General features: G+C 64.8%; 12 protein-coding genes and 2 pseudogenes. 7 read left to right on the top strand and 7 right to left on the bottom strand.

The window, feature by feature from the left end; all coding sequences use genetic code 11:
- Positions 1–66 precede the first annotated feature (66 nt).
- Both WDC87_RS14900 and WDC87_RS14895 read left to right on the top strand, forming a co-directional pair.
- Positions 67–1,989, top strand: coding sequence for a hypothetical protein (locus tag WDC87_RS14900; protein WP_252744562.1), 1,923 nt, complete (start codon positions 67–69; stop codon positions 1,987–1,989).
- A gap of 126 nt (positions 1,990–2,115) precedes the next feature.
- Complete coding sequence (locus tag WDC87_RS14895; protein ID WP_164082343.1) at positions 2,116–3,282, top strand: nucleotide sugar dehydrogenase; 1,167 nt, start codon at positions 2,116–2,118, stop codon at positions 3,280–3,282.
- An 86-nt stretch (positions 3,283–3,368) separates the two neighbouring features.
- Here the strand turns inward: WDC87_RS14895 and WDC87_RS14890 are convergent, their stop codons facing one another.
- The 4 genes from WDC87_RS14890 to WDC87_RS14875 all read right to left on the bottom strand — a co-directional run bounded on the left by WDC87_RS14890 (position 3,369) and on the right by WDC87_RS14875 (position 7,978).
- Positions 3,369–4,772: a mannose-1-phosphate guanylyltransferase/mannose-6-phosphate isomerase gene (locus WDC87_RS14890; RefSeq protein ID WP_252744563.1), complete on the bottom strand. Its 1,404-nt coding sequence runs from the start codon at positions 4,770–4,772 to the stop codon at positions 3,369–3,371.
- A 15-nt stretch (positions 4,773–4,787) separates the two neighbouring features.
- The gene (locus WDC87_RS14885; protein WP_164082341.1) at positions 4,788–6,146 is read right to left on the bottom strand and encodes a phosphomannomutase; all 1,359 of its coding nucleotides are present in this window, start codon (positions 6,144–6,146) and stop codon (positions 4,788–4,790) included.
- A 144-nt stretch (positions 6,147–6,290) separates the two neighbouring features.
- Positions 6,291–7,232 carry an electron transfer flavoprotein subunit alpha/FixB family protein gene (locus tag WDC87_RS14880; RefSeq protein WP_164082340.1) on the bottom strand — a complete coding sequence of 314 codons (942 nt, stop codon included), beginning with the start codon at positions 7,230–7,232 and terminating at the stop codon, positions 6,291–6,293.
- Positions 7,232–7,978: an electron transfer flavoprotein subunit beta/FixA family protein gene (locus WDC87_RS14875; protein ID WP_164082339.1), complete on the bottom strand. Its 747-nt coding sequence runs from the start codon at positions 7,976–7,978 to the stop codon at positions 7,232–7,234. The genes WDC87_RS14880 and WDC87_RS14875 overlap by 1 nt, the downstream gene beginning before the upstream one ends.
- A 289-nt stretch (positions 7,979–8,267) precedes the next feature.
- On the opposite strand from WDC87_RS14875, the gene rfbB reads away from it, so the two are divergent.
- The 4 genes from rfbB to rfbD are packed head-to-tail and all read left to right on the top strand — an operon-like array spanning position 8,268 to position 11,669.
- Complete coding sequence (gene rfbB / locus WDC87_RS14870; protein ID WP_164082338.1) at positions 8,268–9,323, top strand: dTDP-glucose 4,6-dehydratase; 1,056 nt, start codon at positions 8,268–8,270, stop codon at positions 9,321–9,323.
- A 14-nt stretch (positions 9,324–9,337) separates the two neighbouring features.
- Positions 9,338–10,225: a glucose-1-phosphate thymidylyltransferase RfbA gene (rfbA, locus tag WDC87_RS14865; protein ID WP_164082337.1), complete on the top strand. Its 888-nt coding sequence runs from the start codon at positions 9,338–9,340 to the stop codon at positions 10,223–10,225.
- Complete coding sequence (gene rfbC / locus WDC87_RS14860; RefSeq protein ID WP_164082336.1) at positions 10,222–10,779, top strand: dTDP-4-dehydrorhamnose 3,5-epimerase; 558 nt, start codon at positions 10,222–10,224, stop codon at positions 10,777–10,779. Before rfbA ends, rfbC begins: the two co-directional genes overlap by 4 nt.
- Complete coding sequence (gene rfbD, locus WDC87_RS14855; RefSeq protein ID WP_164082335.1) at positions 10,776–11,669, top strand: dTDP-4-dehydrorhamnose reductase; 894 nt, start codon at positions 10,776–10,778, stop codon at positions 11,667–11,669. The genes rfbC and rfbD overlap by 4 nt, the downstream gene beginning before the upstream one ends.
- A gap of 95 nt (positions 11,670–11,764) precedes the next feature.
- Here the strand turns inward: rfbD and WDC87_RS14850 are convergent.
- From WDC87_RS14850 to WDC87_RS14840, 3 genes and pseudogenes are all read right to left on the bottom strand, one after another.
- Positions 11,765–13,167, bottom strand: a pseudogene (locus WDC87_RS14850) (mannose-1-phosphate guanylyltransferase/mannose-6-phosphate isomerase).
- 12 nt (positions 13,168–13,179) lie between these two features.
- A pseudogene (locus WDC87_RS14845) lies at positions 13,180–14,526 on the bottom strand (phosphomannomutase).
- Between the two features lie 95 nt (positions 14,527–14,621).
- A complete protein-coding gene (locus WDC87_RS14840) occupies positions 14,622–17,939 on the bottom strand; it encodes a DEAD/DEAH box helicase (protein ID WP_252744564.1) in 3,318 nt (1,105 codons plus the stop codon).
- A 145-nt stretch (positions 17,940–18,084) separates the two neighbouring features.
- Between WDC87_RS14840 and WDC87_RS14835 the strand changes: the two genes are divergently transcribed.
- Positions 18,085–18,816 carry a CoA transferase subunit A gene (locus WDC87_RS14835; protein WP_164082333.1) on the top strand — a complete coding sequence of 244 codons (732 nt, stop codon included), beginning with the start codon at positions 18,085–18,087 and terminating at the stop codon, positions 18,814–18,816.
- Position 18,817 lies beyond the last annotated feature (1 nt).

The raw sequence follows: 18,817 nt of genomic DNA, 5'->3' as shown, positions 1-18,817 counted from the left end.
TTCGCCGTGGGGTTGATCCTGGTTCCGTGGGCGCATACATGCCAGTTGTCCTGCGTACCGGGTGACATGGCAGATGCTCGATTCAACGGCGTGGTACTGGAGCACTTCTATCGTTGGTTGATCGGGTTGGATGCGAACCTGCTCAGTCCTTCGTTCTTCTATCCAGTCCCTGGAGCACTCACGTTCTCCGACAACCACTGGGGAACGGCCTGGATCTACTCTGCGTACAGGGCGCTGGGTTGGGATCGTTACCAGGCATTCGACCTCTGGTACCTGACAGGGTTCGTCGCGAACTATGTGGTGTGCAACGTTGTCTTCCGTCGGATGCACTTTTCGCCCTTGGCTAGTGCGGTTGGGGCGTTCGCCTTCACCTTTGCCATGCCGGTCCTTGCCCGGCACGGCCACGCTCAGTTGACTTACCGCTTCCTGATGCCGGTTGCGCTGTTGTTGTGGCAGCGTTTTTCTGCCGACGGACGCTGGCGCTGGATCGCCGGGCTGGCCGTTGCGGTGGTCGCCCAGTTCTACATCTCGATCTATCTGGGATACTTTACCCTGCTGCTGCTTGTGGCGTGGTGCTTCGCCCAATGGGCGATCGAAGGCGTGGGTCCGCGTCGGTGGATGGCTCAATGGCTGCAATGGAAGCAGCCATCCGTTCGCCGTGAGCTGGTCCTGGTGGGGATTACCCTCATGGCTGCGGCTGCAGCGATGATCGTGCTGATGTATCCCTACCTTCATTATTCGAAGTTGTATGGATTCGGCCGTGGGGTTGACGAAGTTCTGTCATTGCTTCCAAGGCCGCAGAGCTACCTCTTGGCGGACTTTTCCGCGCTCTGGCATGTTCCAAGCAGCTGGATCGGGCACGACGTTCCGATGCGCCACGAGCAGCAGATATTCTTTGGTGTGGGCATACTGGGATTGGCAGCGCTGGGCCTGCTGCGATCCAAGTCAGGTGTGCGCTGGGTTGCCGCTTCGTCTGTCCTGATACTGGTGCTTCTCACGCTGGCGGTTGGCGGCCGTTCGTTGTATCTGCTGCTGGCTGAGCTGCCGGGAATCGGCTCGATCCGGGCCATGGCCCGGATCGGCCTTGTGCTGGTGCTGCCGCTATCACTGCTGGTGGCACTGGGGATCGAGTCCGTCCGTACCAGCGCACTGCCGTGGAAGATCGTCGCTGCGTTGTTCGCGCTGGTGATGGTGGTGGAAGCCGCAACGCTGCGCACCGACAAGTTCGGCAGGGAGCAGGCGATCGAACGCATCGAGGCACTCCGCCACCAACTTCCCCTTACGCTGCCGGAGCATGCCATCCTGTTCAACCCGGCTGGACCGGAGGTCAACCCCTCCGTTTCCGAGCTGGATGGTGTCATTCTGGCGCAGGAACTCGGTAGGCCCACCCTGAATGGCTATTCCGGCAACATCGCACCGGGATACCAGGCGCGAGACGGTATCGCGCCCTGCGTCCAAGCCCTGTATCGCATTACCGCTGGCACCAGCAACGAGGCAGTAGCCGCGGCGGATAAGGTGGCTTTGGGTGTATTGGAGAATATCGTCGTGATTGATCCGCTGTCCTGCACAGTGCACGCCGGTGAGGTACTGGATCTGGCCAATGCTGCAGGCGTGTCCATTCAGGTTACGTCCATGCGCAAACATGCTTCGGGCGGTTATCTGGTATCAGCACGGGTAACCAACAATACCGCGGTGGCTTTGAATACCCAGGCTGGGCTTCCCCAGCCGCTGCGGCTTTCCTGGCAACTTTTCCACAACGGCGCTGCCCTGGATCCGGGGGCGTGGTCTTCGCGTGTTGAACTTGGCGGCTCTGGGATCCTCGCGCCAGGGGAGGTGCGTGACGTATCGTTCCTGATACCAGAGGCCGCTGCGGGGCAGCAGATCGGGATCAGTGCAGTGCTTGAGGGCCGAGCGTGGTTGCATGATCACGGTCTCGTTCCCACCACGGTTCCTGTTGGTGACAATGAACGCTCCATGCCAGTTCACTGATATCGCGCAAGCCGCCCGAGCGCTGTGCTGCCAAGACGATGAGTCGGCGACGGCCCGAGAACAGCCTACTGCGAGTGCGGCCTGCCGAGTTACGAGCTACTACATGATGATGTCAATCGAGGCACGATGAAAATTGCAATCGCCGGTACCGGTTATGTTGGCCTTTCCAACGGTGTGCTGCTCGCCAAGCACCACGAGGTGGTCGCCCTCGACCTGATCGCAGAAAAGGTCGAGAAGCTCAACCGGGGAGAGTCACCTATTGTGGACGCGGATATCGAGAAGGCGCTTGCCGGTAGGCAACTCAACTTCCGGGCCACGCTCGATCCGCGTGACGCGTACGAAGGGGCTGCGTTCGTGATCATCGCGACGCCGACCGACTATGACCCGGTCACCAACTACTTCAATACGCGTTCGATCGAGTCCGTCATCGCGCAGGTCCTGGAGATCAATCCGGCGGCGACGATGATCATCAAATCGACGATTCCGGTAGGCTTCACCGCAAAGGCGCGCGAGCAGTTCGGGACCCGCAACATCATCTTCTCGCCGGAGTTCCTACGTGAGGGTCGTGCGTTGCACGATAATCTCCATCCTTCCCGTATCATTGTGGGCGACCACAGCGAAGCGGCGAGGAGCTTTGCATCGCTGCTGCAGGAGGGGGCGGAAAAGAAGGACGTGGCGGTACTGTTTACTGATTCCACCGAGGCCGAGGCGATCAAACTGTTCGCCAACACCTACCTGGCCATGCGCGTTTCCTACTTCAATGAGCTGGATACCTACGCACAAACCCACGGGCTGGACAGCCGGCAGATCATCGAAGGGATTTCGCTCGACCCTCGGATCGGCGATGGCTACAACAACCCTTCGTTCGGTTATGGCGGTTACTGCTTGCCGAAGGATACCAAGCAGTTGCTGGCGAATTACCAAGCCGTACCGCAGAACCTGATCCGGGCAATCGTTGAATCCAATACTACCCGGAAGGACTTCATCGCCGCTGATATCCTTGCGCGCAATCCGAAGGTTGTTGGCGTCTATCGACTGATTATGAAAGCCGGATCGGACAACTTCAGGTCCTCGAGCATCCAGGGGATCATGAAGCGGATCAAGGCAAAGGGCATTGAGGTGATCGTGCACGAGCCCGCCCTTGATGCCGACGAATTCTTCAATTCGCGAGTTGTGAATGACCTGGTGGAATTCAAGGCGCAGTCAGACGTGATCATCAGCAACCGAATGGCAGAGGCGCTCGCCGATGTCGCCGAAAAGGTTTACACGCGCGATCTTTTCGGTGACAACTGACCCGATGCGTTTGATTTTCTGACGGGTAAAAGAGAAAGGGCCGGGTATTGCTACCCGGTCCTTTCAGCATTACGGGGCAGGTCGAATCACGCGCGGCCGTAGCTGTCTTCGAAACGCACGATATCGTCCTCGCCAAGATAGCTGCCCGACTGCACTTCGATCAGTTCCAGCGGCAGCTTGCCCGGGTTCTTCAGGCGATGGGTCACGCCCAGCGGGATATAGGTGCTCTGGTTTTCCGACAGCAGGATCACCTCTTCGCCGCGGGTTACTTCGGCCGTGCCGCTCACCACGATCCAGTGCTCGGCACGGTGGTGGTGCATCTGCAGGCTCAGGGTCGCGCCTGGCCTGACGGTGATGCGCTTGACCTGGAACCGGGCGCCGTTGTCGATGGAATCGTACGCACCCCAAGGGCGGTAGACCTTGCGATGGGCGGCGGCTTCGCTGCGGCCATCACGCTTGATCCGGCCGACGATTTCCTTGACGTCCTGCACGCGGTCCTTATGGCCCACGAACACCGCGTCATCGGTTTCCACCACCACCACGTCCTGCAGGCCGACCATCGCGATCAGCCGGTTGCCGTAGGCGTAGCTGTCCTTGCAGTCCAGCACGATCACGTCGCCGTGGCAGGCATTGCCGTCGGCATCCTTGTCGGACACTTCCCACAGCGCAGACCAGGAACCCACGTCGTTCCATTCCGCATCCAGCGGAACGACGGCGGCGTCAGCGGTCTTCTCCATCACGGCATAGTCGATCGAATCGTTCGGGCTGGCGGCGAACGCTTCGGCATCCAGACGGATGAAGTCGTTGTCGCGGGCTGCCTTGTCGAGCGCCTGGCGGCATGCAGCCAGGATCGTCGGCTGCAGCGTCTCCAGTTCCCCGAGGTAGCGCGACGCCTTGAACAGGAACATGCCGCTGTTCCAGAAGTACTCGCCCGAGGCGACGTACTGCTCGGCGGTGGCCAGGTTGGGTTTCTCGACGAAACGATCGACCGCGCGCACGCCTTCGCCGACAGCGGCCTTGATGTAGCCGTAGCCGGTTTCCGGTGCCGTCGGCACGATGCCGAAGGTGACCAGCTTGCCGCCTTCGGCGGCGATGGCAGCCTGCTTGACCGCTGCGTGGAAGGCCGCTTCGTTGCGGACGACGTGGTCGGACGGCAGTACCAGCAGCAGGGCATCTTCGCCGTTGGCAAGGGCCTGCAGTGCGGCGATGGCGATGGCCGGGGCGGTGTTGCGCCCAACCGGCTCGAGAATCAGCGCCTGCGGCAGCACCTTGCATTCGCGCAGCTGCTCGGCCGCCATGAAGCGGTGTTCCTGGTTGGCGACCACGATGGGCGCTGCGCCAGCAATGGAAGCGACGCGCTTCCAGGTCGCCTGCAGCATCGTGTCATCGCCGACCAGCGGCAGGAACTGCTTCGGATAGGCTGCGCGCGACAGCGGCCACAGCCGGGTGCCGGAGCCGCCGGAAAGAATGACGGGAACGATGGAAGTCATACGAAAGTGTCCTGGTCAGTGATTGGCTGGCGTGCCGCCAATCAGGGCGGTCAGCTCGCGGATGCGGTCCTGCAGCAGCGTTTCATCGCCGCGGGTCTCGATGTTCAGGCGCAGCAGCGGTTCGGTGTTGGAGCTGCGCAGGCTGAAACGCCACTGGGCGAAGTCGGCGCTGATGCCGTCGGTACGGTCCAGCTGCGGCTGCTGCGCTTCGAAGTGCGCCAGCACGCGTGCGACGGTCGCCTTGGCGTCATCCACGCGGAAATTGATCTCACCGCTGCATGGGTAGGCCTTCATGCGGTCCGCCACCAGATCGCCCAGCGACTTGCCGGTGCTGGAGACCAGCTGTGCGATCAGCAGCCAGGGAATCATGCCGGAATCGCAGTAGGCGAATTCGCGGAAGTAGTGGTGCGCGCTCATCTCGCCGCCGTAGATCGCATCTTCGGCGCGCATGCGCTCCTTGATGAAGGCATGGCCGGTCTTGCTCATGATCGGCACACCGCCGGCCTGCTCGACCATTTCGACGGTGTTCCAGGTCAGGCGCGGGTCGTGGATGATCTTGCCGCCGGGCTGGCGGGCCAGCAATGCAGTGGCCAGCAGGCCAACGAGGTAATAGCCCTCGATGAAATTGCCTTCGGCATCGAAGAAGAAGCAGCGGTCGAAGTCACCATCCCAGGCGATGCCGAAGTCGGCGCCATTGGCACGCACGGCGTCGCGCGTAGCCGCACGGTTTTCCGGCAACAGCGGGTTGGGAATGCCGTTGGGGAAGCTGCCGTCGGCTTCGTGCTGGATGCGGATGAATTCGAACGGCAGGTGCGGAGCCAGTTCGTCGATCACCAGGCCGGCACCGCCGTTGCCGGGGTTGGTGACGATCTTCAGCGGCTTCAGGCTGGCCACGTCGATGTAGCCCAGGAGATGCTGGATGTAGGCGGCCTTGTCGGCGTCACGGGTGGTCGTGCCTTGGCCGTTGCCCAGCGGTACGTCTGAGGCAGCGAAATCGCGGATGTCGAACAGGCCGGTATCGCCGCTGATCGGCTTGGATTCCTCGCGGACCAGCTTCATCCCGTTGTAGTCCATCGGGTTGTGGCTGGCGGTGACCATGATGCCGCCGGCAGCCTTTCGGTGGAAGGTCTGGAAATAGACTTCTTCGGTGCCGCACATGCCGATGTCGATGACATCGCGTCCGCTGGCGGTGAGGCCTTCAATGGCGGCCTGCAGCAGGGCAGGGCTGCTCAGGCGGATGTCGTGTCCAACCACCACCGGTCCCGGGCCCAGCAACGCCGCCGTGCCAGCGCCGATGCGGCGGGCAAGGCGTTCATCCAGTTCATCCGGAACGCGGCCACGGATGTCATAGGCCTTGAAACACGGGAGCGTCATCGATGCAGTCCTTACACGGGTTGACCCCGGATTATAGCGAGAGGGTGTGCAAGGACGGGTGATCCGGGCCGGCGTCCATGCAAGCTATGAAATGCGAGAGGATGTCGCGTAATCTACTGATTACGCGACATTTTTCAGCGTGGTTCAGTGCAGGGCTGCTTCCAGCTCGGGCAGGATCGTGAACAGATCCCCGACCAGGCCGATGTCGGCGATCTCGAAGATCGGCGAATCCGCGTCCCTGTTGATGGCCACGATCGTGCCGGCATCCTTGATGCCGGTCAGGTGCTGGATGGCACCGCTGATGCCGACGGCCACGTACAGTTCCGGCGCGATGATCTTGCCGGTCTGGCCGACCTGCAGGTCACTGGGCACGTAGCCGGCATCGACCGCGGCGCGCGAGGCACCGACGGCGGCACCGAGTTTGTCGGCCAGCTGGAAGATGACCTTGAAGTTCTCTTCCGAACCGACGCCACGGCCACCGGAGACCACGCGCTTGGCGCTTTGCAGGTCCGGGCGGTCGCTGGCACCGGCGGCCAGGCCGACGAAGCGGGTGTGGGACGGCAGGGCCGCATCGACGCTGGCGGCTTCGACGGCGGCGCTGCCACCCTGGGCCGCTTCCGGCCACGAGGCGGCGCGCACGGTGGCGACCACGATCTGGTCGGCCGGCGCTTCGACGGTGATGATGGCGTTCCCGGCGTAGATCGGGCGCTTGAAGGTGTAGCTGCCTTCCACGGCCATCAGATCGGAGACTTGGTTGACGCCCAGCAGGGCGGCCACGCAGGGCATCAGGTCCTTGCCGAAGGTGGTCGACGGGCCGAAGACGTGGGTGTAACCCTTGGCCAGCTGCGCGATCTGCGGGGCCAGCACCTGGGCGATGGCCTGCGCGTTGGCGGCATTGGCCACGGTCAGGACCTTGGCGACGCCGGCGATCTTCGCCGCTTCAGCAGCCACGGCGGCCGGGTCGGCGGCCAGCACCAGCACGTCGATGCTGGCACCGCTGATGGCGGCGGCCGCGCTGACGGTCTTGGCGGTGGCGGCGTTGAGCTTGCCGTCGTGGTGCTCGGCGATGACGAGAATCTTGCTCATTACAGCAGCCCCTTCTGCTTGAGTGCGGCCACCAGTTCGGCCGCGTCCTTGACCATTACACCCTTGCTGCGCTTGGACGGCGCGGCGTACTGGGTGGTATTGAAGGTATCGGCGGCTTCAACGCCGAGGTCGGCCAGCTGCAGGGTCTCCAGCAGCTTGGCCTTGGCCTTCATGATGTCCGGCAGCTTGATGAAGCGCGGTTCGTTCAGGCGCAGGTCGGTGGTGACCACGGCCGGCAGGTCCACTTCCAGCGTTTCCAGGCCGGCATCGACTTCGCGGGTCACCGTGGCCTTGCCGTCCGCAACGTCCAGCTTGCTGGCGAAGGTCGCCTGCGGGCGGCCCCATAGCGTGGCCAGCATCTGGCCGGTCTGGTTGGCATCGTCGTCGATGGCCTGCTTGCCGAGGATCACCAGGTCCGGCTGTTCCTTTTCGACCAGCTTGAGCAGGGTGCGGGCGGCGGTCAGCGGCTGGATGGCCTGGTCGGTTACGACGTGAATGGCACGGTTCGCACCCATGGCCAGGCCATTGCGCAGGTGCGCCTGGGCGTCGGCCGGGGCGATGGTGGCGACCACGACTTCGGTGGCGATGCCCTTGTCGCGCAGGCGCAGGGCTTCTTCCAGGGCGATTTCATCGAAGGGGTTGGGCGACAGCTTGACGCCGTCGGTGACCACGCCGGAGCCGTCCGGCTTGACCTGAATGCGGACGTTGTAGTCCACCACGCGCTTGTACGCGACGAGGATTTTCATCTGGTACTCGATCCTTGTAGTGCCGACCACTGGCCGGCTCACAGTAACGGGAAACGTCCGGTCCTCGCACAGCAACCGGTTCGGGGGTGGGACCCTGATTCTAACTGGCCTTTGGCGACCATGCGAATGCGTGTGGTTTTGTTGCGCCGCGGCAAAAAAAGCCGCTTCTGCTCCGTCATTCACGTTCTGCACGCAGTCGTGAAGTTCGGCGCCATGTATGCTGTGCCGCTGTATCGAAGCGTGCTGAGCGCTTCCTCTGGAAGAAATCAAAATAACAGGAGATCAGGTAGTGTCCACGTGGCTTGTCACCGGCGGCGCCGGTTTCATTGGCGGTAACTTCGTTCTCGAAGCGGTCGCCCGCGGCATCAAAGTCGTCAATCTCGACGCGCTGACCTACGCCGGCAACCTGAAGACCCTGTCCAGCCTCGACGGCAACCCGAACCATGTGTTCGTGCAGGGCGACATCGGCGACAGCGCCCTGGTGGCCCGCCTGCTGGCCGAACACCAGCCCGACGCGGTGCTGAACTTCGCCGCCGAAAGTCACGTCGATCGCTCCATCGACGGGCCGGGTGCCTTCATCCAGACCAACGTGGTCGGCACCCTGGGCCTGCTGGAAGCGGTGCGTGACTATTGGAAGGCGCTACCGGCCGAACAGGGCGCGGCCTTCCGCTTCCTGCACGTGTCCACCGACGAGGTGTACGGCACGCTGGGCGAGACCGGCAAGTTCAGCGAAACCACCCCGTACGCGCCCAACTCGCCATACTCGGCGTCCAAGGCTGCGTCGGACCACCTGGTGCGCGCGTTCCACCACACCTACGGCCTGCCGGTGCTCACCACCAACTGCTCCAACAACTACGGCCCGTACCACTTCCCCGAAAAGCTCATTCCGCTGGTGATCGCCAAGGCGCTGGCCGGCGAGCCGCTGCCGGTGTACGGCGATGGCAGGCAGGTGCGTGACTGGCTGTTCGTCACCGACCACTGCGAAGCGATCCGCACCGTGCTGGCCAAGGGCCAGGTCGGCGAAACCTACAATGTCGGCGGCAATTCGGAAAAGCAGAACATCGAAGTGGTGCAGGCGATCTGCGCGCTGCTCGATGCACGCCGCCCGCGCGAGGATGGCCAGCCGCGCAGCAGCCAGATCACCTACGTGGCCGATCGCCCGGGCCATGACCGCCGCTACGCGATCGATGCCTCCAAGCTGAAGAACGACCTGGGCTGGGAACCGGCCTGTACCTTCGAGCAGGGCATCGCCTTCACCGTCGACTGGTACCTGGGCAACCAGGAATGGGTCAACGGCGTGCTGGACGGCAGCTACCGCCTGCAGCGCATCGGCACCGCCGCCTGAAACCGGGAGAGAACATGACGCAGCGCAAGGGCATCATCCTCGCCGGCGGCTCCGGCACCCGGCTCTATCCGATTACCAAGGGCGTCAGCAAGCAGCTGCTGCCGGTGTATGACAAGCCGATGATCTACTACCCGCTCAGCGTGCTGATGCTGGCGGGCATCCGCGAAGTGCTGATCATCAACACCCCGCACGAACAGGCGTTGTTCAAGCAGCTGCTGGGCGACGGTTCGCAGTGGGGGATGGACATCCAGTACGCCGTACAGCCGAGCCCGGACGGGCTGGCGCAGGCCTACCTGATCGGTCGCGATTTCCTGGCCGGCAAGCCGAGCTGCCTGGTGCTGGGTGACAACATCTTCCACGGCCACGGTCTGACCGAAATGCTCAGGCGCGCCGACCAGCGAAAGGACGGTGCGACGGTGTTCGGCTACTGGGTGAACGACCCGGAGCGCTACGGCGTGGCCGAGTTCGACCAGACCGGCAAGGTCATCGACCTGGTGGAGAAGCCGGAAAAGCCGCGTTCCAACTATGCGGTCACCGGCCTGTACTTCTACGACGGCAATGCAAGCGACCACGCCGCCGCACTGAGGCCGTCGCCGCGTGGCGAGCTGGAGATCACCGATCTCAACAAGCGCTACCTGGCCGAGGGCCAGCTGCATCTGGAAGCGCTCGGCCGTGGTTATGCCTGGCTCGACACCGGTACCCACCAGTCCCTGCTGGAAGCCTCCAATTTCATCGAGACCATCCAGACCCGCCAAGGCCTGCAGGTCTGCTGCCCGGAAGAAGTGGCCTTCGGGCAGGGATGGATTTCGGCTGAGCAGCTGCACGCGCTCGCTGCGCCGCTGATCAAGAATGCATACGGCCAGTATCTACAGAAGCTTTCGTTGAGGGGCGTCGTTCCGTGAAAGTGATCCACACCCGTCTACCTGGTTGTGCGGTCATCGAGCCTCGCGTTTTTGGCGATGACCGTGGTTTCTTCTTCGAGACATGGAATGCAGAGCGCTTTGCCGAACTGGCATTGCCCACGCACTTCGTGCAGAGCAACGTTTCCTCGTCCAGCAAAGGCGTGCTGCGCGGCCTTCATTACCAGTGGCCGCGCCCTCAGGGCAAGCTGGTCAGCGTGCTGGAGGGCGAGGTCTATGACGTCGCCGTCGACATCCGCCGTGGCTCGCCGACCTTCGGCCAGTGGGAAGCGGTGGTGCTGAGCGCGGAGAACAAGAAGCAGTTCTGGATTCCCGAGGGCTTCGCCCACGGTTTTGCCGTGCTCACCGAAACGGCGCTGTTCCACTATCTCTGCACCGATGTGTATGTGGCGGAAGCAGATGCGGGGATCCGCTGGAACGATGCCGACATCGCCGTGGACTGGCCCATCAGCGCGCCGATCCTGTCGGCCAAGGACGAGAAGGCGTCCTTCCTGAAGGACATCAGCGAGGACCGCCTCCCGGTCTACATCGCATGACTGTGCTGGTGTTTGGCGGCAACGGGCAGGTCGGGCAGGAACTGCTGCGCGCACTGGCCCCGCTGGGACCGGTGCTGGCAACCACGCGCAGTGGCCAGCTGCCCGACGGCAGCGCCTGCGAGGTGGCCGATTTCGGCCAGCCCGACAGCCTGCCGGCACTGCTGGACCGCCTGCAGCCGTCGGTGGTGGTCAATGCCGCCGCCTACACGGCGGTCGACCGTGCCGAGCAGGACGTGGAGGCCGCGTTCGCGGCCAACGCGCAGGCGCCGGGTGTAATCGCGCGCTGGTGTGCGGCCCATGGCGTGCCGATCGTGCATTACTCCACCGACTACGTATTCGATGGCCAGGGCAGCGTCCCCTACCGCGAGGACGAAGCGACCGCGCCGCTGGGCGTCTATGGCACCAGCAAGCGAGATGGCGAGGAGGCCGTTCGCGCAGCCGGTGGCCGCCACCTGATCTTCCGCACGGCATGGGTGTATGCCTCGCACGGCGCCAATTTCCTGCGCACGATGCTGCGGGTGGGCGCCGAGCGTGACCAGCTGCGGGTGGTGGCCGACCAGATCGGCACGCCGACCCCGGCCGCGCTGATCGCAGATGTCACCGCACAGGCGCTGCAGCACCCCGGGCAGTTGTCGGGCACCTGGCACCTGACCGCCAGCGGCCAGACCAGCTGGCATGGGTTTGCCGAAGCGATTTTCGCCGAGGCGCTTGCCACTGGCGTGCTGGCCAAGGTGCCGGCCGTCGAAGCGATTCCCAGTTCCGAGTACCCGACACCGGCCAAGCGTCCGGCCTGGTCGGTGCTGGACAACCGCAGGCTGCAGCAGGATTTCGGCATTGTGCTGCCGTCCTGGCAGGACGGCCTGAAGCGCGTGATGGCTGAAATCGCCTGATGGGGGTAGCGCCGGGCCATGCCCGGCGGGTGCCTGCACGCCGCTGCGCTCGCCGGCCATGGGCCGGCGCTACCGTTAAGCCCGATGGCACCTGATCAACTGCGCCCGTAGGTGTCCTCAAAGCGCACGATGTCATCCTCGCCCAGATAGCTGCCGGACTGCACTTCGATCAGCTCCAGCGGCAGCTTGCCCGGGTTGCGCAGGCGATGGGTCACGCCCAGCGGGATGTAGGTGCTTTGGTTCTCGCTCAGCAGGATCACTTCGTCGCCGCGGGTCACCTCGGCGGTGCCGCTGACCACGATCCAGTGTTCGGCGCGATGGTGGTGCATCTGCAGGCTCAGTGTGCCGCCGGGCTTGACGGTGATGCGCTTGACCTGGAAACGCTCGCCGTTGTCGATCGAATCGTAGGCGCCCCACGGGCGGTAGACCTTGCGGTGCCAGCTGGCTTCACTGCGGCCGTCGGCCTTCAGCTGTGCCACCACGGTCTTGACCTCCTGCATGCGATCGGCCTTGCCGACCAGTACCGCATCGTCGGTCTCCACTACGATCACATCGTCCAAGCCGACCATCGCCACCAGGCGCTGGCCATAGGCGTAGGTATTGCGGCAGTCGATGGCGATCACATCGCCCTGGTGGGCATTGCCGTCGCCATCCTGCTGCGAGACATCGCGCAGCGCGGTCCACGAACCGACATCGTTCCAGCCTGCGTCGAGCGGAATCACCACCGCGTCGGCGGTCTTCTCCATCACTGCGTAGTCGATGGAGTCGGACGGCACCGCGGTGAACGCCTCCTTGTCCAGGCGGGTGAAGTCGGCATCGCGGCGCGACTGCTGCCATGCCGTGCGGCTGCCGGCCAGCATCGCCGGCTGGAAGCGTTCCAGCTCCTGCAGGTAGCGCGACGCCTTGAACAGGAACATGCGCTGTTCCAGTAGTACTGGCCGCTGGCCACGTAGCCGCTGGCGGTGTCCAGGTCGGGTTTCTCGACGAAACGCTCGACGGCGCGAAGACCCTGGCCATCGGCCGCCTTGATGTAGCCATAGCCGGTTTCCGGGCCCGTGGGCACGATGCCGAAAGTCACCAGCTTGCCCGCTTCGGCGGCGTCGGCCGCCGCCTGCACCGCACTGCGGAACGCCGCTTCATTGGTGATTACGTGGTCCGAAGGCAGCACCAGCAGCAGCGCATCGGCACCGTCACGGGTGGCTTCCAGGGCAGCTACCGCGATCGCTGGCGCCGTGTTGCGCCCGACCGGCTCGAGGATGATAGCGGCCGGCGCCGCGCCGACCTGCTGCAGCTGTTCGGCGGCAACGAAACGGTGTTCCTCGTTGGCGATCACCAGCGGGCCGCGGCTGGCGATGGGCGCCACCCGCTGCCACGTGGCCTGCAGCATGGTCAGCTGCCCGGCCAGCGGCAGGAACTGCTTCGGGTAGGACTCGCGTGACAGCGGCCACAGGCGGGTGCCGGAGCCACCGGACAGGATGACAGGCTGGATGTTGCTCATGATCTTCCTTGATTACTGCTGGATAAGGCGGGAGAGCTCGTCGGTGCGCGCCTGCAGCAGCGCGGCATCACCGCGGGCTTCCACATTCAGGCGAAGCAGCGGTTCGGTATTGGAGCTGCGCAGGTTGAAGCGCCAGTCGCCGAAATCGGCGCTGATGCCATCGGTGTGGTCCAGCGCCGGCGACTGTGCGGCGAAGTGCTCCATCACGCGGGCGACGGCGGCCTTGGCATCGGCCACCTTGAAGTTGATCTCGCCGCTGCAGGGGAAGGCCGCCATGCGGTCCTCCACCCAGTCGGCCAGCGAACGGCCGCTTTCGGACACCAGCTGCGCGATCAGCAGCCACGGGATCATGCCGGAATCTGCGTAAGCGAATTCGCGGAAGTAGTGGTGGGCGCTCATCTCGCCGCCATACACCGCGTCCTCGGCACGCATCTTTTCCTTGATGAAGGCGTGGCCGCTCTTGCACAGCACCGGCACGCCGCCGGCCGCTTCGACCATTTCCACGGTGTTCCAGACCAGGCGCGGATCGTGCACGACCTTGCCGCCCGGGTTGCGCGCGAGGATCGCCTTGGCCAGCAGGCCGACCAGGTAGTAGCCCTCGATGAAGCGGCCGGTGTGGTCGAAGAAGAAGCAGCGGTCGAAGTCGCCGTCCCAGGCGATACCGAAGTCGGCACCGTGTTCGCGCACGGCCTCGGCGGTGGCGGCGCGGTTTTCCGGCAGCAGCGGGTTGGGGATGCCGCTGGGGAAGTTGCCATCGGGTTCATGGCAGATGCGGATGAATTCCAGCGGCAGGTGCGGCGCCAGCAGGTCGACGATAGCGCCCGCACCGCCGTTGCCGGCGTTGACCACCAGCTTCAGCGGCTTGAGCTTGCTGGCGTCCACGTAGCTGAGCAGGTGGTCGATGTAGGCGCTCTTGTCGTGGCGCGCGGTCTGCGCTGCGCTCGCCGGCTGCGCGCTGCCGGTATCGGCGGCCACGACGTCGGAGATCGCGAACAGGCCGGTGTCGGAGCTGATCGGCCGCGCGTTTTCCTTGACCAGCTACATCCCGTTGCAGTCCATTGGGTTGTGGCTGGCGGTCACCATAACGCCACCGGCGGCGCCCAGGTGGTCGGTCTGGAAATAGACTTCCTCGGTGCCACACAGGCCGATGTCGATCACTTCGCGGCCGACGCCACGCAGGCCGGCGGCGAGCGCGTCCTGCAGGGCCGGGCTGGTCAGGCGGACGTCATGTCCCAGGACCACCGGGCCCGGCGCGAGCTGAGCGGCCAGGGCCACGCCGATGCGGCGGGCGAGGTCTTCGTTCAGTTCTTCCGGCACGCGGCCGCGGATGTCATAGGCCTTGAAGGCGTGCAGGGGCATCGGTCAGTTCCATTGTGGGCACAGCCCGCGGTTGTAGCGCCAGCCCTGTATGGGAATCGTTTTCATGCCGCAATGGCACCTGACCGGCCGGCGCTTCAGGCCCGTGCCGGCCGCTCCCGCTTGCCCTTCGGCACCACCCCCGGCAGCGGTGCCAGCAGTGCTTCCAGGTCCTCATCGTTGAAGCGCGGACCGCTGGCGTTGCCACCTTCAAGAATGGAATCGGCCAGCGCCGCCTTGCGCTGCTGCAGCTCGGCGATGCGCTCTTCAATGCTGCCGGCGGCGATCAGCCGATAGACGAACACCGGCTGCTGCTGGCCGATGCGGTGGGCGCGATCGGTTGCCTGGCGTTCGGCAGCCGGGTTCCACCAGGGATGGAAGTGGATGACCGTATCTGCCGCGGTCAGGTTCAGGCCGACACCACCGGCCTTCAGGCTGATCAGGAAGATCGGCACCTCGCCCGCCATGAACTGCTGCACCGGCGTGGCCCGGTCCTGGGTATCGCCGGTCAGCTGCACATGGGCCAGGCCCATCTCATTTAGTGCCTGTGCGATCAGCGCCAGCATGCTGGTGAACTGCGAGAACAGCAGGATGCGCCGGCCTTCTTCCACCATCTCCGGCAGCATCTCGCGCAGCAGGTCCAGCTTGGCCGACGGCGCACTGCGCTTGCCGGTCTCACCGGGCAGCAGCCGCGGGTCGCAGCAGACCTGGCGCAGTTTCAGCAGGGCGTCCAGCACCAGGATATGACTGCGGCCCAGGCCCTGCGCGGCCACGGCTTCACGAACCTTGGCTTCCATCGATGCGCGCACGGTTTCATACAGATCGCGCTGTGCGCCTTCCAGCGCCACCGTGCGGGTGATCTCGGACTTCGGCGGCAGCTCGGCCGCCACCTGGGCCTTGCGCCGGCGCAGCATGAACGGGCGCAGGCGCTGGGCGAGCAGGTGCGCCCGCTGCGGGTCGCTGCCGCGCTCGATGGGATGGCGCCAATGCTGGTTGAACTGCTTCTCGTTGCCCAGCAGGCCGGGCAGCAGGAAATCGAACTGCGCCCACAGCTCTCCCAGGTGGTTTTCCAACGGTGTACCGGTCAGGCACAGGCGATGGCGCGCGTGCAGCGTGCGCAGGGCGATAGCCGCCTTCGATTTTGCGTTCTTGACCTGCTGTGCCTCGTCGAGGATCAGCAGGTGATAGTCGTGGGCCAGCAGCGCCTCTTCATCGCGCCACACCAGCGGGTAGGTGGTCAGCACCAGATCGTGTTCGCCGATGCGATCGAAGTGGGTGGCGCGGTCGGCGCCATGCAGTGCCAGCACGCGCAGGTCGGGGGTGAAGCGGGCCGCTTCACTGGTCCAGTTATGCAGCAGCGAGGTGGGCACCACCACCAGCGCCGGCTGCTGCAGCCGGCCCTGTTCCTTTTCCAGCAGGATATGGGCCAGGGTCTGCAGTGTCTTGCCCAGGCCCATGTCGTCGGCCAGCACGCCGCCGAGGTCCTGCTGCCGCAGGTACTGCAGCCAGGCCAGGCCCTGCAGCTGGTAAGGACGCAGGGAGGCGGCCAGCCCGGCCGGGGGAGTGACCTCGGTTGGCGCCGGAGTCTGGATCAGCCGCTGCACCAGCGCACGGGTGTCCTGGTGGCCCTTGAACTGCAGGCGCGCATCGTCCTGCAGGGCGCGCAGGCGGCCACGGTCACGCGCCGATACCCGCAAGGGGGCATCGCGCTGGGTGAACAGATCGGCGAGCAAGGCAATGACCGGCTTCAGGCGCGCGGCGCGAATCGCCAGATGAGTGTTGTCGTCGGCCGACAGCATCACGTGCTCGTCGTCATCGATGGCATCGATCTGCCCGCGCAGCCAGCGCGGATCGGTCTGCAGCACCGTGTGCAGCAGCGGAGCCAGCGGCACGGTGCGGCCATCGACCTGGATGTCCAGGCCGAGATCGAACCAGCCGTCTTCCGTCTGGCTGGGCTGGATGTCCAGATCGATATCGTCGATCAGGGTGATGCGGTGGCGGAAATCGTCATCCACCTCCACTTTCCAGCCGAGCGCTTCCAGCTGCGGCACGTCCTGCAGCATGAGCCGGGTCCAGTCCTGGCTGCGCAGGACGAACTGCGGTCCTGCGCCCTCCAGCGAGGCGCGGGGCGCCGTATCGCGGTGCAGGTGGAAGCCGCGCAGTTCGCGCTCGCGGCGCGCCTCTTCGGCAGGGTCGCGCGGCAGCAGGGCCAGCTCGCCGTTGGCGTCGTGAACGAACACGTTGGGGTCATCCAGGAAGCGCACGTGTTCGTCGTATTCGAAGGCAACGGTCGCAAAGTCCGCCCACCGCGAGGGCCCGCGACGGCTCATCCATGCCGGGCGGTACTCGAAACTGTGCAGGCGCAGTACGGGCGTCATCGCGCTGATCTGCAGCGTACGCATCGCATCAACCGAACCGGGGCGCGGCAGTGCCGGGTCCATCTGCTTCAGCACCTGCGCCACCACCGGCGCTTCGGTGGGCAGCAGGGGCGGCAGGGAGAGAAAGAAATCCGCATCCTGGATGCTCACATCGAGCAGCAGCGGCCCCACCTCGCCGGTAACGGGGTCGAGGTAGCCGGCGGCATTGCCCAGTACTAGGCCCTCGGCATCGCCGTCCAGGTGCAAGGAAGGAAACGACAGAAGCTCGCCATCCACCTCGTCCACCTCCCAGTGCAGCATGCCCTGGCGCGGCGCGCCGGCGCGTGCGGGCACGCGATCCCGCCCGCAGAAGACCCAGCCGTGGCCGCTGGCAACGATCAGTGCCAGCGTGGCGCCGATGTCGATGCGCGGCTCAGGCGTAGTGGCACGGCGCTCAGCCCAGAGCTGGGCGATGACCGATATGTCCGCCGGAGTCAGGTAATTGGGCGGGGTGAGCAGCATCTCGGCGGTGATTTCGGTCCACTTGCCGAACTCGATGCCGCCGTCGCCACGGTACTTCACCTTGCGCATCAGCACCGACGGGCGATGATTGACCGTGGACAGCTCAAAGACCACGCCATTGCGGACCGGCTTGGCCGGCTGGCTGCGCATGGCCTGCCAGCGCGACAGTTCCGCAAGCAGCTGCGGGCGCACGGGCTGCTCCAGTCCGCCTTCGGTCCCGGCACCTACCGGGAACCATTCATCATCTTCGATGGCCCCATCCAGCAGGTAGACCATCAGCGTGGCGCCCATGTGTTTGCAGTTCTGGCCGACCGGGCAGGAGCAGTCTCCCTGCAGGCGGCTGCGGGGCGTGCGCATGCTTGCCGCCAAGTCGATCTTTACGCGGTAAGGCCGCGCGGCGGTGCCCTGCACCTCGGCGATGAGCACATCGCCGTGGCGTTCCAGCTGGCTTACTCCGCCCATGCACCGCTCGCTGCGGGTCAGCGTGGCGTCATCGAACCAGCGGGCCAGATCCTCATCGGTGTAGTGCAGAGACATCGTTTCCAGTGCCGGCGGCAAGCTCCCGTCGATTCGCCATTCTAGCGGGAGCTTGGCAGCAGGCCCATAAATGCTGCGGCGCATCCCAGCCATAGGGCGGGCCCCGGCTAGAATGCGCTGATTCTTCCCCCGTAGGGCTGTAGAAATGGAACACGCAACTTCCAGCGGCAAGCGCAGCAAGCGCTTCGCCTCGGCGGCGGAGGCCCTGCAGGGCGTCATCGCCGATGGCCAGACCCTGGCCGTGGGCGGCTTCGGCCTGTGCGGCATTCCCGAGGCGCTGATCGCCGCGCTGCGCGACAGCGGTGCCAAGGGCCTGACCGTGATCTCCAACAATGCCGGCGTCGATGGCTTCGGCCTCGGCCAGCTGCTGGAAACGCGGCAGATCAAGAAGATGATTTCGTCCTATGTGGGCGAGAACAAGGAATTCGAACGGCAGTTCCTGGCCGGTGAGCTGGAGCTGGAGTTCAACCCGCAGGGCACGCTGGCCGAGCGCCTGCGCGCCGGCGGCGCGGGCATCCCGGCGTTCTTCACCGCCACCGGATACGGCACCGTGGTGGCCGAAGGCAAGGAAACCCGCGAGTTCGACGGCAAGCACTACGTGATGGAGACCGCGCTGCGCGCCGACGTGGCACTGGTCAAGGCCTGGAAGGCCGACGAGGCTGGCAACCTGGTGTTCCGCAAGACCGCGCGCAACTTCAACCCGGCCTGCGCGATGGCCGGCAAGGTCTGCATCGTGGAAGTGGAGGAGGTGGTGCCGGTCGGCGCGATTGATCCTGACCAGGTGCACCTGCCGGGCATCTACGTGCATCGCATCGTGCACAACGCGCATCCAGAGAAGCGAATCGAACAGCGCACCATCCGCACGGAGGGCAACTGAC

Source organism: Stenotrophomonas maltophilia group sp. Smal12, from assembly GCF_037079935.1.
Classification (GTDB): Bacteria; Pseudomonadota; Gammaproteobacteria; order Xanthomonadales; family Xanthomonadaceae; genus Stenotrophomonas; species Stenotrophomonas sepilia.
This window is presented reverse-complemented; position numbering and strand designations above follow the sequence as displayed.